Origin of the sequence: Yersinia enterocolitica subsp. enterocolitica, from assembly GCF_901472495.1 — a bacterium.
GTDB lineage: Bacteria > Pseudomonadota > Gammaproteobacteria > Enterobacterales > Enterobacteriaceae > Yersinia > Yersinia enterocolitica.
The window spans coordinates 1,550,042-1,567,266 of sequence record NZ_LR590469.1; the positions used below are offsets into that span (position 1 = coordinate 1,550,042).

Below are 17,225 nucleotides of genomic sequence, written 5' to 3' on the forward strand. Positions count from 1 at the left end.
AGATCCCCGCAATTTACCGATATCAACCTAAAATAAAAACTGAACATCTACGCCATTATTTGGCAATTTTGTGCCGTAGCTGGCCCCAAGGAGCAACCTGATTATGATCCATCAGCCATTTGTCCCACCCGACGAGATTCGCGCCAAATTCTCCAGTGCAATGTCGGATATGTATCAGGTTGAAGTTCCGTTATACGGGGCTTTATTACAATTAGTCGCCGAAACGAATCACCAAACTATGGAGCAACAGCCAGAGCTGAGTCGCCATTTACGTCAAACCGGTGAAATTGAACGATTAAATCTGGAACGCCATGGCGCAATCCGGGTGGGAACCGCCGCCGAACTGGCTACCTTGCGCCGTTTGTTTGCCGTTATGGGTATGTTTCCAGTTGGCTATTATGACCTGGCCCCTGCTGGGGTCCCCGTTCACTCTACGGCATTTCGTGCTGTGCATGAGGCTTCACTACAAGCCATCCCATTCAGAATTTTTACTTCTTTACTGCGTTTGGAGTTGATTGAACAACCGCAATTACGGCAACGGGCTGCGGATATTCTTGCTAAAAGAAATATTTTCACGCCACGTGCTATTGAATTGATTGTTAAGCATGAAACCGCCGGGGGGCTGACCAGTCAGGAGGCAGATGATTTTATTATTCAGTCACTGGACACATTCCGCTGGCATAATCAGGCAACTGTCAGTGCGGAGGTTTATCAGCAACTACATGATCAGCATCGATTAATTGCAGATGTCGTGGCTTTTAAGGGGCCGCATATTAACCACTTAACCCCAAGGACACTGAATATAGACGCAGTACAAGTTGCCATGCCACAGCACAACATTACCCCTAAAGCAGTAATCGAAGGGCCACCTCCACGCCATTGCCCAATACTGCTGCGACAAACCAGTTTCAAAGCCATGGAGGAAAAAGTCGCTTTTATCTCGCCCGATGGCAAAATTATTCAGGGGCATCATACTGCCCGTTTTGGTGAAATAGAGCAGCGCGGTGCGGCACTGACGGCGAAAGGCCGCCATCTCTATGACCGTTTGCTACAAGCAGCACAAGATAAACTGCAAGTTCCGGCGAATGAGAAAAATGCGGCGCAATATATGGCTATTCTTAGCGAGCAGTTTAGCCAATTTCCGGATGATTACCCGACAATACGCGCTGAGAAACTTGCTTTTTTCCGCTATTTCCCGACCGAGAAAAGCCTTAAAGCCCCAGTAGACCTAATGCAAGGTTTAACCTTAGATGAGTTAATTGATGCTGAATTCATCCAATTCGAGCCTTTGGTTTATGAAGATTTTCTGCCAGTCAGTGCCGCCGGTATTTTCCAGTCAAATTTAGGCGATAAAGGGCAAAGTCATTTTACGGGGCACTCTAGTAAGCAGAGTTTCCAACACCACTTGGGGGCTGAAGTTATCGATGAACTGCAATTATATGAAGAAACTCAGCAACGTTCGCTCACTGCATGCGCAGCGGCCCTGAAGCTCGCATCCCTGAGTCTCTAACTGAGATTACGTAGAACAGCGGGATAGTGCCTGGATCTTCAGCAGTAATTGTTCAGCTTGATCAGGAGGTAACTGCGCATCTACCGGCAAATACCACCAGTTGGGCTGAGCAAAAACCCGGCACTTCACGGCATCTTTTTCAGTCATCAGCAAATTTTGTGGCCCGGAAGTCAGCGAACTCAGTTGGGCTAATGAATAATCCTGATGGTCGGCGAAGGCATATTCCTTTTTGGGAGCAATGCCAAGCAGATTCAATGTGGCGAAAAAACGTGGGGGATGACCGATACCGGCCATGGCAACAACATGCTGTAGTTGCTGTGCCGGACAACGTTCCCCCGTCACCAAATTGACAGCTTCCCGTGCAGCCAGTTGCATCGGTATCTCGCCAGTTGCAGCGATACCACCATTGGTTATCACTGCATCGACTGAGCGCAATCGTCCAGCTCGTTCGCGCATCGGGCCAGCCGGTAGCCACCAGCCATTGCCAAAGCGGCGCACACCGTCAATCACCACCAGCTCAAAGTCTCGCTGTAACGCATAATGCTGTAAACCATCATCAGTGATAATGAAATCCAGATCATGAGATTTCAGTAATGCTTTGACTGCATCAGAACGCTTTGGCGAGACAGCAACTGGGGCAGCGGTGCGCTGATAAATCAGAACTGGCTCATCGCCAGCTTGAGACGTTGTGGTGCTGTTGGAGAGCAGTAATGGATACACATCTGATTTGCCACCGTAACCACGAGACACAACCCCAACGCGATAACCCCGCTGTTTAAGCTGTTCTACCAACCAAATAACTACCGGCGTTTTGCCATTGCCGCCCGCAGTTAAGTTACCCACAATGATAACCGGCACGGGGGCGCGCCATGCTGAGCGCAGCCCCAGAGTATAACTGATGCGGATAAGCCAGGTGATAGCACCGTATAGCCAGGACAGCGGCAGCAGGAGCAAATACAGCCAAGACTTTCCCGACCAGATACGCTCAATCATTGGCCAAACTGCATACGGTTAAGCTGAGCATAAACGCCCTTTTTCGCTAGCAATTCAGCATGCATGCCACGTTCCACAATGCGCCCGTCCTCAATCACCAGGATCTCATCGGCTTTTTCAATAGTCGATAAGCGGTGGGCGATGACCAGCGAAGTCCGGGTTTTCTGCAACTCATCCAATGCGGCTTGAATTGCTCGCTCAGATTCAGTATCCAGCGCCGAGGTAGCTTCATCCAAAATCAATATTGGGCAATCACGTAACAGCGCTCGTGCAATTGCAATGCGCTGGCGTTGACCACCAGAGAGCATGACACCATTTTCACCAATAACAGTGTCCAGGCCATTTTCCATTTTATTGATAAAGTCCATGGCATAGGCCATGCGGGCAGCTTCTTCAATTTCAGCACGGCTGTACTGCTCATCACGGGCATAAGCAATGTTATTAGCAACCGTATCATTGAACAGATGAACATTTTGCGACACCAATGCTACCTGGTTGCGTAATGCCCCTAATCGGTAATCACGTAAATCATGACCATCCAACAATATACTGCCCTCGCTGACATCATAGAAACGGGTCATTAAATTGGCGATGGTTGACTTACCCGAGCCGGATCGCCCCACCAATGCAACCGTTTTACCGGCATCAATATGCATATTGATGTCATTCAGTGCTGGAGTATCTTTACCCGGATAGTAGAACGTCACATGGCGGAATTCTATTTCACCTTTAGCACGATCAACTTCCAGTTTACCCTCATCTTTTTCCTGCTCCATATCCAAAATCGTGAACAATGTCTGACAAGCGGCCATCCCACGTTGGAACTGAGCATTCACATTGGTCAGTGACTTCAGCGGGCGCATCAGTGCAATCATGGCGGAGAACACCACGGTAATAGTACCGGCGGTCAGGGTTTCCATCACACTTGGGAAGCTTGCGGCATACAATACAAATGCCAGAGCAAAAGAGGCAATCAACTGAATGATAGGGTCTGAAATGGAAGATGCCGAAACCAGTTTCATCCCTTGCTGGCGCATACGGTTACTCACCGCTTCAAAGCGCTCGGTTTCAACTTTTTGGCCGCCGAAGATCAAGACTTCTTTATGCCCTTTCAGCATTTGCTCTGCACTGGTGGTGACTTCCCCCATAGTGCTTTGCATATTTTTGCTGATATTACGAAAACGCTTAGAAACCAGGCGAATAGAAACCGACACGATTGGTGCAATGACGATTAAAATCAGCGACAACTGCCAGCTGTAATAAAACATCATAATAAACAAGCCGATAATAGAGGCCCCTTCCCGCACCACTGTAACCAGTGCGCCAGAAGAAGATGCAGCTACCTGCTCGGAATCATAAGTAATACGCGATAACAACGTACCAGTTGATTGCTGGTCAAAAAAGGAAACCGGCATACCCATCATATGGCTGAATAAGCGGCGACGGATATGCATCACCACTTTGCCAGATACCCATGAGATGCAATAGCTGGAAACAAAACCGGTTACGCCACGAACCACCATCAAGCCAATAACAGCCAGAGGCATCCATTTTAATATTGAGCTGTTAGCCTTACCAAAACCATCGTCGAGCAAGGGTTTCAGTAATGACAGCATAAAGGTGTCACTGGCAGCATTAAGGATTAATGCTATCGCCGCAACAACAAGACCGGTCTTATAAGGAGAGATCAAAGGCCAGAGGCGACGAAACGTCTGCCAAGTGGATAGATCTTTATCATTCATCATGCAAATACCAGCACCAGAAGAAATAGCGGCCCATTCTACTCATTATGGCCTCCAACGCCAAATTGCTGGTGATACCAGCGAGGCATTAATTGTTCCCTATAACCATTAATTTGCCAACCATCGCTGTAAAAATAAACACTTAGCTGCCCGGACACCGAAGTATCACGCCAGATAATGTTATTTTTTTGATAGCGTTGTGTCACTTTTCTCGCCGGGAGATGCCATTGGTTATAGCGTGCAACAGAAGCAAAAGCCAATTCCGGCTTTACAGCCCGCAGAAAAGGTGGTGTTGAGGATGTATTGCTCCCATGATGAGGAACTTGTAGCAATGTTGAGGCTAATTTAGCTCGCGAACTTTTAATCAACGCTTTTTCACCTCGCATCTCAAGGTCACCAGTCAATAATAAACTGTATTTTCCATCACCAACACGGATAACACACGAATCATCATTCTGAGCATTAATAATCTGCTCACGAGGCCATAAAATTTCGAAATTCAAACCTTGCCATTGCCATACCAAGCCTTGCTTACAAGGCAAAACATTTGGCGCGTATTTTAAGGGAAAAGGAGCACGAACCGTAGCCATGGGAAAAGCGGCCTGAATTTCAGCTAACCCTCCGGTATGATCCTGATGATTATGGCTGAGAATAATTTGCTCAATAGTAATACCCCGCCAGCGCAAATAGGGCAAAATCACCTTGGACGCCATGCTGCCGGTTCCCCAGCGATTACCCGTATCAAAGATAATTGCCTTCCCCTCTCGTTCAATTACCACCGCCAGACCATGTCCGATATCCAGCATATCAACACGCCATTGATATTCATCACGACGCTGGGTAAACAATACTAAATTCACACAAAGCACCATGACCCCGATGGAATAGTTACGCCACCATGCAAAACGCCAGATAAGCATGGCCAGCCACCCACCGAATCCGATAGCAACTGATGCCGAGCCAGTATAAAACCAACCTATTCTCATCGGACTCAACGGCAAGAGCACCGCAGTTAACGATAGATCAGCCAACGACCAGAACATCCCTGCGACCGAGGGAAGTAGAGTAAAAACCAGTGCCAGCAAGACACAAGGAACAGTGATTAGGGAGACAAGAGGTACTGCCCACAGGTTTGCAGGTATCGAAAATAAACTAATGCCATGAAACAAAACTATTTGTAGTGGCATTAACAGCAACATCATGCCTAATTGTAAGTGAAGCCCGCGAATAACCAGCCCCTGCCAACCCGTTGTAAAACGCGGGGCAAGCGGGACCCAGTAAAACCAACATATCAAACTAAATACCGCCAGACAGGAAAGCCAGAAACTATCCGAAAGTATCGCGAGAGGATCACTAAGCAAAATTAGCGCTAATGCCCATAACCATATTTGCCATGCACTACAGGAGACACTAAACAGCCTAAGCAGTAGCCATAGTGTTAATGCCATCGCCGCTCTCACAGCCGGCGGATTCGCCCCCGCTAACCAAGTGTAAATGACAGCAACAAACCAACTGGTGATGAGCGGAAACAGAGGCCCAATAAAGCTGACAGGAAGTAAACACTGAACTCCTCGGGCCAACATGCCACCCAATAACGCCGCCATAGCAATGTGTAAACCTGAAATTGCCATCAAATGGGCCGTACCGGTATCACGCAACAACGTCCAATACTGGGGATCCAGTTGGCTTCTTTCACCAAAAGCCAATGCCAGCAAGATCTGCCGCTGTCTATAGGGTTCAAGTTGTTGTTCAACAATACGGATAGTTTGCTGGCGAGCATTACAGGACGCATCCAGTAATTCAGCCCGAATGATTCGCCCCTGCAATGGGCGGCGGTTTGCTATCGCCCAGCGCTGGCTATCAAAGCCACCTTCATTGAGTAAACTATGCACCCCTCGCATGCGTAACCAAAGTTTCCATTGCTGCCCGGCGCAGTAATTTAGGCCCTTTTGCCATGTTACAGTGACCTTTATCGCCGGGAATACCCTCTTCCCATTGACCTGTTGGATATCTAATAGAACCCTATTACCTTCCACCCATGCCAAGTGTGAGGTATTTATTGTGGCGACGACTTGTTGCTCTCTGTGAGTGAGCCGATCAATCTGCATCAACAGGTTGTCACCCTGCCAGCATCCCCATACAAAGCTCACCAGAGCCAATGTCAGCCACTGACAATAGACATTGCCGCTAACCCATAGCAGTGCCCCCAATATCAGCAATATGCTGATAATCCTAACACCTGGCAGCTGAGGTAGCACAATAAGGGGCAAAAGTCCGGCAATAACAGCGAGTGCTGCATGATCAATTGATAAAGTGATAAACAACCGTCCGTTTTATGACTCTCGAATAGCCTCATTGCCATCCGTTCACCCTATGGGTAACAAGTTGATTTTCGCAATGTAAGGGCTATAGAGCCAGTGTCAATGACAGGAGTTTCGAGCAGGCTCGCTAACAGTTTTAGCTTGTTACAGCATCAGCACTAGAAATGCGGGATGTATCTAAAATAAGCGAGAACATGCCGGAGTGTTATTGAGGAGAGACTTGTTTTATGACGAACAAATTAGGAGGAATAAAGAATGAAATGCCAAAATAAAAACGGTGCCCTTAGAGGCACCGTTTCGTATCAGCTTTACATAATAACGCGATTAGTTGTATACAACTTAACCGTAGATATTCGCGCGATCGCGTAACTCTTTACCTGGCTTAAAGTGTGGAACGTACTTACCTTCCAACTCAACTTTAGCGCCGGTCTTTGGATTACGACCAACACGCGGAGCACGGTAGTGAAGAGAAAAACTGCCAAATCCGCGGATCTCAATGCGCTCACCTTCAGCTAGTGTTCCAGCCATATGTTCAAGCATTTCTTTCACTGCATCCTCAACGACTTTAGTTGGTACGTGAGATTGCTGGCCAGCAAGTCTTTCAATAAGTTCAGACTTGGTCATATTACCTCCAAGCTTTGCAGCTAAACTACCGTATAGGGGCGGGGAAAACCGCCCCCGTTATTATTACTCGCCTTTTGCAGCTTTGAACGCTTCTGCCATTGCGCTAGAGAAGTTGCCTTCTTCTGGCTTGTTGTTCACTGTAGCAATAGCATCTTTCTCATCAGCTTCGTCTTTAGCACGAACAGACAGGCTGATTACGCGGTTTTTGCGGTCAACACCAGTATATTTGGCTTCAACTTCATCACCGACGTTCAGAACCAGCGTTGCATCTTCAACGCGGTCGCGAGTTGCTTCAGAAGCACGCAGATAACCTTCTACGCCGCCTGCTAATTCAACTGTAGCACCTTTAGCGTCAACTGCAGTGACTTTACCAGTAACAATAGCACCTTTCTTGTTAACAGACAGGTAGTTATTGAACGGATCTTCTGCCAGTTGTTTCACGCCCAAGGAGATACGCTCACGTTCTGCGTCAACTTGCAGAACCACAGCTGCGATTTCGTCGCCTTTCTTGTATTCACGAACTGCTTCTTCGCCTGCAACGTTCCAGGAGATGTCAGACAGGTGAACCAGGCCGTCGATGCCGCCGTCCAGGCCGATGAAGATACCGAAGTCAGTGATAGACTTGATTTTACCTTCAACGCGGTCATTTTTGTTGTGGGTTTCTGCAAACAGCTGCCATGGGTTAGATTTGCACTGTTTCAGGCCCAGAGAAATACGACGACGTTCTTCATCGATGTCCAGAACCATAACTTCCACTACGTCGCCAACGTTAACAACTTTAGACGGGTGAATGTTTTTGTTGGTCCAATCCATTTCTGAAACGTGTACCAGACCTTCAACGCCTTCTTCGATTTCTACGAAGCAGCCGTAATCAGTCAGGTTAGTTACACGGCCAGTCAGCTTGGTGCTTTCTGGGTAACGTTTAGCGATAGCAACCCATGGATCTTCGCCCAGCTGTTTCAAGCCAAGGGATACACGAGTACGTTCGCGGTCGAATTTCAGAACTTTAACAGTGATTTCGTCGCCCACATTGACGATTTCGCTTGGGTGTTTAACACGTTTCCAAGCCATGTCAGTAATGTGCAGCAAGCCATCAACGCCACCCAGATCAACGAATGCACCGTAGTCAGTCAGGTTCTTAACGATACCCTTAACTTCCATGCCTTCTTGCAGGTTTTCCAGCAATTGATCACGCTCAGCGCTGTTCTCAGATTCGATAACTGCACGACGAGAAACAACCACGTTGTTGCGTTTCTGATCCAGCTTGATGACTTTGAACTCAAGCTCTTTGCCTTCCAGATGCAGAGTATCGCGAACTGGACGCACATCAACCAGTGAACCAGGCAGGAACGCACGGATGCCGTTCAGTTCGACTGTAAAGCCGCCCTTCACTTTGCCGTTGATCACACCAGTAACGGTTGCAGCTTCTTCGTAAGCCTTTTCCAGCATCAGCCATGCTTCGTGACGCTTAGCTTTTTCACGGGACAGCAGAGTTTCACCGAAGCCGTCTTCAACAGCGTCCAGAGCAACGTCAACTTCGTCACCGACTTGAATTTCCAGTTCGCCTTGCGCGTTCTTGAACTGTTCTGCTGGAATTGCTGACTCAGATTTCAGACCGGCGTCAACCAGTACGATATCTTTATCGATAGAAACAACAACACCACGGACGATAGAGCCCGGACGTGTTTCAATTGTTTTCAGGGATTCTTCAAAGAGTTGAGCAAAAGATTCTGTCATGTTTATAATCTTCAGGATTCTTAAGTTTAACGTCCATCTAGCATCCCGCCGGATGGGGTTGTTTCACATGCCTCGCCACACATCCTTGCAGCAAGGTTAAAGTGCTCATCAAAAATAATTTTATTTAAAAAATAAATCGTTGAGAGCTCAGAACTGACCGCATTGTCGTTATTTTTTTAACGGCAACGCCAGAATTCGTTGGGCATACGCCAGCGCCTGTTCGATCACCTGCTCGATGGACATACTGGTTGAATCCAGTACCAACGCATCTGTAGCAGGGACTAAAGGTGCAATAGCCCGATTACGATCGCGAGAGTCTCGCTCCTGTATCTCGGACAAAAGACGTTCAAAGTTAACATTAAACCCCTTTTCCTGCAACTGTAGCATACGTCTGTGTGCTCGTTCTTGCGAACTTGCATCAAGAAATATTTTCACCGGCGCGTCTGGAAACACCACGGTTCCCATGTCACGGCCATCGGCAATCAGGCCGGGCGGTTCACGGAAAGCCCGCTGGCGGCGCAATAGTGCTTCACGCACTCGAGGAAACGCTGCCGCCTGAGATGCCGTATTCCCCACAGTTTCGGTGCGGATCTCATTACTGACGTCTTCACCTTCTAAAATCACTTTTAACTGCCCATTCTGTGAGACAAAACGAACATCGAGATGTGCGGCAAGTGGAACTAATGCCTCTTCGGTGCTGATATCAACTTGATGATGCAGCGCAGCTAAAGCTAAAACACGGTAAATCACACCAGAATCCAGCAAACGCCAGTCCAACGATTCAGCCAATGCTTTGCAAAGCGTACCTTTACCTGCACCACTTGGTCCATCAACGGTTATCACCGGGGCTGACGCCGTCATTTCTCTCTCCTTTCGGTAGGCAAAACCTCTTGTCCACCCAGCAGGGCAAACACAGGAGCCATATTATACGCTGCATCGGAGTGAACTGTTACCCTGCGGTGTTTAGTTGCTGAAAATAAAACCATCGGCGGTAGCAGAAGTGTAGAAGAGATAAGAAAGATAGACAGGAAATATTTATTTTCTAGCCGATATAACCGATAAGAAATGGGTGTCGAACGACACCCATCTGAAGCTGATGATTAGGCTATCTGGCTCAATCGGGCCAGTTGTTCAAAGTAGTCAGGGAATGTTTTCGCGGTACATTTCGGATCAAGGATAGTCACCGGCGTGTCAGATAAAGCCACCAGCGAGAAACACATCGCCATGCGGTGGTCATTATAAGTCCCTATTTCGGCTGCGATTAGCTGCGCAGGGGGCACCACCCGAATGTAGTCTTGCCCCTCTTCCACTTCCGCGCCCACTTTTCTCAATTCAGTCGCCATCGCGGATAAGCGGTCGGTTTCCTTCACTCGCCAGTTATAGATATTACGAATAACAGTCGGGCCGTCGGCAAACAGTGCGGTGGTAGCAATGGTCATTGCAGCATCAGGAATATGGTTCATATCCATATCGATACCCTGTAATTCACCACGGCTGCACTCGATATAATCATCACCCCAACTGATTTTAGCGCCCATTTTCTCCAGTACATCAGCAAACTTGGTATCACCTTGTACACTTTGTTTACCAATGCCGGTTACGCGGACTGTTCCACCTTTGATAGCAGCTGCGGCGAGGAAATAAGATGCAGAAGACGCATCACCTTCAACCAGATAGATACCTGGTGAGCGGTAAGTCTGCCCGCCTTTAATATGAAAAATCTGATAATTTTCATGAACGACATCCACACCGAAGGCTTTCATCAGATGCAACGTAATGTCGATATAAGGCTTAGACACCAACTCCCCTTGGATCTGAATTTCAGTATCTTGTTCAGCTAAGGGAGCGGTCATCAAAAGTGCCGTGAGGAATTGACTGGAAACACTGCCGTCTACGGTGAGTTTACCGCCACGAAAGCCCCCGCGTATGCGCAACGGCGGGTAGTTTTCTTGCTCCAGATAATCAATCTGTGCTCCGCCCTGACGCAATGCATCAACCAAATGACCAATTGGCCGCTCTTTCATGCGTGGTTCGCCGGTCAATACAATGTCATTTTTCCCCAGGCACAGTGCCGCAGCCAATGGGCGCATGGCCGTGCCGGCATTACCCAAAAACAATTCTAATGGCTGTTCAGCAACCAATTTGCCGCCCAATCCATCAACCTCACAGCGGGTACGATCAGCAGACAGGCGATATTTCACCCCCAATGCCTGTAGAGCATTAAGCATATGGCGAATGTCATCACTGTCTAACAAGTTATTCAGCTGAGTTGTCCCCTCGGCCAGCGCTGCCAGAAGAAGTGCACGGTTAGAAACACTTTTAGAACCGGGTAAATTAACGGTGCCATTAATCAGGGCAATGGGGTGTAAAGTCAGGGATTCCAGCATGGGAAAAGCACTCTCCAGTCTTCTGTGTGCAAATAAATACATTTTAAATAAGGGTGATAACTCAGTCGGAGCAGACCAACATCCGCCCAGAGCAATCAACCGTGGCGACGCTCAAACTCAGCCATAAAATCGGTTAATGCTTTTACGCCTTCAATTGGCATCGCGTTATAGATAGAGGCACGCATCCCACCAGCAACACGGTGGCCTTTTAAGGCTTGCAGACCTTGGGCCTCTGCTTCACTTAAGAACAATTTGTCCAGTGAAGGATCAATCATTTGGAACGGTACATTCATCCAAGAACGATTCGCGGTCGCGACCTGATTGCGATAGAAATCAGTGCGGTCGATAGCGCCATACAGTAATTCAGCTTTCGCCTGATTACGTTTCCCCATTTCGCCTAAACCGCCCTGTTCTTTCAGCCACTTAAATACCAGGCCGGACAGATACCAGGCGAAAGTCGGCGGCGTGTTGAACATCGAGTCGTTCTCTGCCAAAACCTTATAATCAAGGATAGATGGCAGCTCAGTGCGCGCTTTACCAAGCAAATCTTCACGCACGATAACCACTGTCAGACCAGCTGGGCCGATATTCTTTTGGGCACCGGCATAAATGACACCATAGCGGCTGACATCAATCGGGCGAGAGAGAATGGATGAGGAGTAATCGGCAACCACAACTTTGTTACCAAAGTCAGGTTCTTCGTTGATAGCCAGCCCGTCAATGGTTTCATTCGGGCAATAATGTACATAGGCGGCATTATCACTCAATTTCCATTGTTTCATCGGCGCAATGCCTGTCACGCCGTTATCATGCGTCGTCACATCAATCACATTCGGCGTGCAATATTTTTGAGCTTCTTTGACCGCACTGTGCGCCCAATAGCCACCGTCAATGTAATCAGCGCTGCGGCTGTCACCCAGTAAATTCAGTGGCACTGCGGCAAACTGCGCACGTGCTCCGCCATGACAAAATAACACTTTATAATTGGCCGGGATCTGCATCAGATCGCGCAGATCTTTTTCTGCCTCTTCAGCTACCTGCATAAATTCTTTACTGCGATGGCTGATCTCCATGACCGACGTACCCAGACCGTGCCAGTTACGTAATTCCTGTTCCGCACGACGTAAAACTTCGACCGGCAGCATTGCAGGCCCTGCGCTAAAATTATAAACCTGTGTCATTTCCCCTCACCGCACTCAACTGAGATTGCCATCGTTATAAATCCTCACTCGGTTTTATCATTCGACTCCGCCTGCTGCAACGGTTATTCGCCAGCAAGGGAGAAACACTTAGCCGCTACAACAGCAGTCTGTGCGCTAAGCTGCCATTAATTTGAAGTTATTCACCAAAAGTAGCGCAGTCATGACCTTGTTGCATGATAGATAACTCATTTTTCCCGTTGATGACGCAACGCCTCGACCCAGTGGTGGTGACCACAGCGTTGACAAGTTGCACTGGAATTATTGGATAACGTGATAATAAGGCTACATTGGCTACAGGCGTATTCACCCGGTTTTTCTATATTAACTAAGGGCTTAATACAGCATTTAGGGAGTACAGGCAGGCCCGGTTTAACCTTATCTTTGCTAAAGAAAAAGACACTGATAGCGCCATTGACCTCCAGAATAGCCAGCCGCACTTGACCAAGATGCTCGACGCCTTGTTGGCGTAACTCCATAAAAAACTCATCGTGCGTAATATTTTCCTGCTGCATGGTTTCCCAAACAAATATCCCATCACTAATAATGATGAGCGGCTTCCCTTCCATCCACTGCTGGATTTTCTCACTACGCGACATGAGAAAAGTGGATAAGCGATACAAAAACATAATACTGACAAATACCATGACCACCGGCAGCATCGGCACGTCTTCATAAAAAGTGACATCACCAGCGGCTGAGCCAAGAGTCAGAATGATAACCACTTCAAATAGCGACATCTGCCGCACACCACGGCGACCACTCAGTTTGAGAAATAAAAAGACCAATACAAAGGTGAATAAACACCGGATACCCACCTCGGCTAAAAATTCGATAGGGAATTTATCCAATGCCATCCGGTTGAAATCGAAAGTTTTCATTTATTGTTATCCTGCCATCAAAAAGAGACAAAGCATTGCCGCACTCCCATTAAAGGTAGCTGGTTGAAGGGATTAGCATTTTTATTTCAGATTACCGGTAATAAATAGATACGGAGGCCGAAGCCTCCGTCAAAGATTGGATCTATCAATACGCGTGGAACAACTTTTGAATTTCTTGCGGTTTTTGCGTTTGGGTTAATGCCAATTGCAGCAGTACCCGTGCTTTTTGTGGATTAAGTGAGCCAGAAGCAACAAAGCCATATTTGGTATCATCCACTTCAGCATCTTCGGTGGTAGAGCCAGTGGGGACACGGGATGAACGCACTACCGCGACGCCATTGTGTGCCGCAGTTGCCAACGTATCGAATACTGTTTTATACAGGTTACCGTTACCCACACCGGCACTGACAATTCCTTTATAACCATCTTCAATCAATGCCTTAGCGGGTAAGTCAGAGGCATTGGCATAGTTATAAATAATACCCACTTTCGGTAACTCATTTAGCTTGCTGATATCAAAGGCTGGCTGGCGTGGTGCAGGCTGATGAAGATAGTTCACTTTACCATCATAGATATAGCCCAGAGGGCCAGTATTAGGTGATTGGAAAGTTTGCACCGAAGTGGTGTTGGTTTTCATGACATCACGGCCGGTTAACACCGTATCATTCATCGCCACCAGCACGCCGCGTTTAGCGGAGTTAGGGTCACTGGCAACCACCACGGCGTTGTAGAGATTAAGCGGACCGTCTGCCCCCAGAGCGGTGGCCGGGCGCATTGCCCCAACCATCACCACAGGCTTATCACAATTGACAGTTAAATCGAGGAAATAGGCAGTTTCCTCCAATGTATCAGTCCCATGAGTGATGACGAATCCGTCGGTTTTGGCACAATCAGCATTAATTTTTTTCGCTAATTTCAGCCAAACTTCATCATTCATATCCTGAGAACCGATATTGACCACTTGCTCACCCTGAATATTGGCGAGTTTTTTCATTTCTGGCACAGCGTTAACCAGAGCATCGACCCCTAGTTTGCCCGCAGTATAGTTAGATTTAGTGGCTGAATCACCGCCACCGGCAATAGTTCCCCCGGTCGCCAATAAGGTAATATTGGGCAGAGCAAAGGCCGAACCGCTGATCCCTGCTAAGATTCCGGCTAAGACAGTTAGCTTTATAGATTTCATATTATGACTCCATTATTTATAAGCTAGTGAATTATCCGGAATATCCACACGAAAACTGTGACATTTACTGTGCTTTAGGAATACATGGAGCTATTAACTAAAAACCCGTATGATTGCGCGTTTTTAGTACCGCCAAAAAGTGAAGACCATGACCCAAACCTTTATTCCCGGCAAAGACGCCGCGCTGGAAGACTCTATCTCCCGCTTTCAGCAAAAACTGAGCGACCTCGGTTTTAATATTGAAGAAGCCTCCTGGCTGAACCCAGTTCCTCACGTTTGGTCGGTACATATCCGCGATCGTGACTGCCCGCTGTGCTTTACCAACGGTAAAGGTGCCAGCAAGAAAGCCGCACTGGCGTCGGCCTTGGGTGAATATTTCGAGCGTTTATCCACTAACTATTTCTTTGCCGACTTCTATCTGGGTAAAGCTATTGCTGAGGGTGATTTCGTTCACTACCCAAATGAGAAATGGTTCCCAATTCCTGAAGATGATTTATTACCGGAAGGTATTCTGGATGAGCGCTTGCTGGCGTTTTACGATCCAGAAAACGAACTGGTCGCCAGTGACCTGGTGGATTTGCAGTCAGGGAATGCGGCGCGCGGTATTTGCTCTCTGCCATTCACCCGCCAATCAGATTTAGAAACCGTCTATATTCCAATGAATATTATCGGCAATCTGTATGTTTCAAACGGCATGTCTGCGGGCAATACCGCCAATGAAGCTCGCGTACAGGCATTATCCGAAGTGTTTGAACGTTCAGTGAAGAATCGCATTATCGCGGAATCTATCAGCTTGCCGGAAATCCCGACCGAGGTGTTAAACCGCTATCCGGGCGTGGTAGAAGCTATCGCAAAACTGGAAGAGGAAGGTTTCCCGATCCTGTCATACGATGCCTCTTTAGGTGGCAAATACCCGGTAATTTGTGTGGTGTTGTTTAACCCGTCAAACGGAACATGTTTTGCTTCATTCGGCGCACATCCAGACTTCGGTGTGGCCCTTGAGCGTACCGTCACTGAGCTATTGCAAGGCCGTAGCCTCAAAGACTTAGATGTATTCACCGCGCCAACCTTTGATGATGAAGAAGTAGCCGAACATACCAATCTGGAAACACACTTTATCGATTCAAGCGGTTTAATCAGCTGGGATATGTTTAAACAACAGGCTGATTATCCCTTCGTGGATTGGAGCTTTAAAGGTACGACAGAAGAAGAGTTTGCCACCTTAATGGCTATCTTCAAGCAAGAAGACGCAGAAGTGTACATCGCTGATTATGAACACTTAGGAGTGTATGCTTGCCGAATTTTGGTGCCGGGGATGTCTGATATTTATCCAGCTGAAGATCTGCTGATGGCGAACAACACCATGGGCGTGCACCTGCGTGATACCTTGCTGGCGCTGCCAGACAGTGATTGGCAACCAGAGCAGTATCTGGAACTCATTCAGACTCTGGATGATGAAGGGTTGGATGATTTCGCCCGCGTCCGCGAGCTGCTGGGTATTGCCTCCGGTAAAGATAACGGCTGGTACACACTGCGGGTGGGTGAGTTGAAATCTATGCTGGCGCTGGCTGGCGGTGATTTGGAGCAGGCGCTGATTTGGGTGGAATGGACGCAAGATTTCAACTCTTCGGTCTTTACCGCAAAACAGGCAAACTACTATCGTTGCCTACAAACTCTGTTGCTGTTAACTCAAGAGCCAGACCGCGACCCAGCGCAATATTACAATGCATTCGTGAAGATGTATGGTCAGGAAGCTGTAGAGGCTGCATCCGCAGCCATCGCCGGTGAAGAGCGCTTCAATGGCCTGTTCAGTGTGGATGAAGATCTCAAAGCCCTGCCAGCACACCAGGCGCTGTTGGGTGCTTACGCTAAATTGCAGGCGGCGAAACGCCGTTATTGGGCAAAAAGCGAGTAACTCTTCGGCCCTATAGATTTCAGTTAATTATCTGTCGGAGCTGACAAAGTCAATTGAAGGGGAATCGGGCCGTTGGGATCGTAGTCGCGTAAGCGACCGCAGCGCCCCTAGGTGCGGTAAACCCTTCACTCACTGAACTATCAGCAACTTTGTCATTAAACTCAAGCGGCATTGCGCCGCTTCAGACTGCTGACAAAACCCAACGACTCGATCTTGCAAGGTGAAGGCAGGTAGAAGAGTAAAGCGTCCGCGCCAGGGACGGCGCGGGTCGAGCCCCCAGGGAAGGGTTTACGGCGTCTTTACGATCTGCCTGTTTTCACCGTTACGGGCACTTTGTCAATAACCTCCGCTTTTTATCGCAAATTTTTCGGCTATTAATTTCTGCAATTATTCCTAACCAAAATAAATACCAATGACACCAGCCAACAATTGTTTTTGTCATAAAAAAACGTTATTTTCTGACGCCGTTTTGGGTAAAAACAGCACCTTTAAACAAACATTATTTACCCATCATGGAAAGCAGAAAAATAGGTAAATAAATAGTAAAATTTTAATGACGACGGTGAGTTAAAATAGCTACAAATGCTGCTTTTAGTTAACGTTCTCAACGGCTTTAAAACAGTGTAATCAAAAATTTTTATAAATCTTAAAATATTTTTTTATTTTAAAAATCAAAAAGTTAACCTCATTAAGCACACATTTAGTAGTGTTTTAAAGCGAACTAAACTCTCGC

Annotated in this window: 12 protein-coding genes; 2 read left to right on the top strand and 10 right to left on the bottom strand. The window is 47.6% G+C overall.

The annotated features are described in order from the left end of the window. Window positions 1-103 precede the first annotated feature (103 nt). Window positions 104-1,510, top strand: coding sequence for a 2-oxoadipate dioxygenase/decarboxylase HglS (hglS, locus tag FGL26_RS07415; RefSeq protein ID WP_005170987.1), 1,407 nt, complete (start codon window positions 104-106; stop codon window positions 1,508-1,510). 6 nt (window positions 1,511-1,516) lie between these two features. On the opposite strand, the gene lpxK is transcribed toward hglS, so the two are convergent. The 10 genes from lpxK to ansB all read right to left on the bottom strand — a co-directional run bounded on the left by lpxK (window position 1,517) and on the right by ansB (window position 14,577). Next, window positions 1,517-2,503 (bottom strand): tetraacyldisaccharide 4'-kinase, encoded by a 987-nt coding sequence (gene lpxK, locus FGL26_RS07420; protein WP_005170991.1) that lies wholly within the window; start codon window positions 2,501-2,503, stop codon window positions 1,517-1,519. Then, window positions 2,500-4,248, bottom strand: a complete 1,749-nt coding sequence (gene msbA / locus FGL26_RS07425; RefSeq protein WP_005170994.1) for a lipid A ABC transporter ATP-binding protein/permease MsbA — start codon at window positions 4,246-4,248, stop codon at window positions 2,500-2,502. The genes lpxK and msbA overlap by 4 nt, the downstream gene beginning before the upstream one ends. Before the next feature lie 35 nt (window positions 4,249-4,283). Next, entirely contained in the window at window positions 4,284-6,569 is a 2,286-nt protein-coding gene (locus FGL26_RS07430; RefSeq protein ID WP_005170997.1) for a ComEC family protein, read from the bottom strand. Between the two features lie 336 nt (window positions 6,570-6,905). Next, the gene (ihfB, locus tag FGL26_RS07435) at window positions 6,906-7,190 is read right to left on the bottom strand and encodes an integration host factor subunit beta (RefSeq protein WP_005159907.1); all 285 of its coding nucleotides are present in this window, start codon (window positions 7,188-7,190) and stop codon (window positions 6,906-6,908) included. A 63-nt stretch (window positions 7,191-7,253) separates the two neighbouring features. Then, window positions 7,254-8,927 (bottom strand): 30S ribosomal protein S1, encoded by a 1,674-nt coding sequence (gene rpsA, locus FGL26_RS07440; protein WP_004391091.1) that lies wholly within the window; start codon window positions 8,925-8,927, stop codon window positions 7,254-7,256. 168 nt (window positions 8,928-9,095) lie between these two features. Continuing rightward, window positions 9,096-9,788 carry a (d)CMP kinase gene (cmk, locus tag FGL26_RS07445; RefSeq protein WP_138060225.1) on the bottom strand — a complete coding sequence of 231 codons (693 nt, stop codon included), beginning with the start codon at window positions 9,786-9,788 and terminating at the stop codon, window positions 9,096-9,098. A 239-nt stretch (window positions 9,789-10,027) separates the two neighbouring features. After that, window positions 10,028-11,314, bottom strand: coding sequence for a 3-phosphoshikimate 1-carboxyvinyltransferase (gene aroA, locus FGL26_RS07450; RefSeq protein WP_005171024.1), 1,287 nt, complete (start codon window positions 11,312-11,314; stop codon window positions 10,028-10,030). A gap of 95 nt (window positions 11,315-11,409) precedes the next feature. Continuing rightward, window positions 11,410-12,495, bottom strand: a complete 1,086-nt coding sequence (gene serC, locus FGL26_RS07455) for a 3-phosphoserine/phosphohydroxythreonine transaminase (RefSeq protein WP_005171026.1) — start codon at window positions 12,493-12,495, stop codon at window positions 11,410-11,412. Window positions 12,496-12,701: 206 nt separating this feature from the next. Beyond that, window positions 12,702-13,394 carry a DUF421 domain-containing protein gene (locus FGL26_RS07460; RefSeq protein WP_005171029.1) on the bottom strand — a complete coding sequence of 231 codons (693 nt, stop codon included), beginning with the start codon at window positions 13,392-13,394 and terminating at the stop codon, window positions 12,702-12,704. A 145-nt stretch (window positions 13,395-13,539) separates the two neighbouring features. Further along, window positions 13,540-14,577, bottom strand: a complete 1,038-nt coding sequence (ansB, locus tag FGL26_RS07465; RefSeq protein ID WP_005171031.1) for an L-asparaginase 2 — start codon at window positions 14,575-14,577, stop codon at window positions 13,540-13,542. Between the two features lie 148 nt (window positions 14,578-14,725). Between ansB and ycaO the strand changes: the two genes are divergently transcribed. Further along, complete coding sequence (gene ycaO / locus FGL26_RS07470; protein WP_005171039.1) at window positions 14,726-16,492, top strand: 30S ribosomal protein S12 methylthiotransferase accessory factor YcaO; 1,767 nt, start codon at window positions 14,726-14,728, stop codon at window positions 16,490-16,492. Window positions 16,493-17,225 lie beyond the last annotated feature (733 nt).

Bases quoted from the DNA above. Each gene is read 5' to 3' on its own strand.
- hglS (WP_005170987.1), top strand. From the start codon at position 104: ATGATCCATCAGCCATTTGTCCCACCCGACGAGATTCGCGCCAAATTC.
- lpxK (WP_005170991.1), bottom strand. From the start codon at position 2,503: ATGATTGAGCGTATCTGGTCGGGAAAGTCTTGGCTGTATTTGCTCCTG.
- msbA (WP_005170994.1), bottom strand. From the start codon at position 4,248: ATGATGAATGATAAAGATCTATCCACTTGGCAGACGTTTCGTCGCCTC.
- ihfB (WP_005159907.1), bottom strand. From the start codon at position 7,190: ATGACCAAGTCTGAACTTATTGAAAGACTTGCTGGCCAGCAATCTCAC.
- rpsA (WP_004391091.1), bottom strand. From the start codon at position 8,927: ATGACAGAATCTTTTGCTCAACTCTTTGAAGAATCCCTGAAAACAATT.
- cmk (WP_138060225.1), bottom strand. From the start codon at position 9,788: ATGACGGCGTCAGCCCCGGTGATAACCGTTGATGGACCAAGTGGTGCA.
- aroA (WP_005171024.1), bottom strand. From the start codon at position 11,314: ATGCTGGAATCCCTGACTTTACACCCCATTGCCCTGATTAATGGCACC.
- serC (WP_005171026.1), bottom strand. From the start codon at position 12,495: ATGACACAGGTTTATAATTTTAGCGCAGGGCCTGCAATGCTGCCGGTC.
- FGL26_RS07460 (WP_005171029.1), bottom strand. From the start codon at position 13,394: ATGAAAACTTTCGATTTCAACCGGATGGCATTGGATAAATTCCCTATC.
- ansB (WP_005171031.1), bottom strand. From the start codon at position 14,577: ATGAAATCTATAAAGCTAACTGTCTTAGCCGGAATCTTAGCAGGGATC.
- ycaO (WP_005171039.1), top strand. From the start codon at position 14,726: ATGACCCAAACCTTTATTCCCGGCAAAGACGCCGCGCTGGAAGACTCT.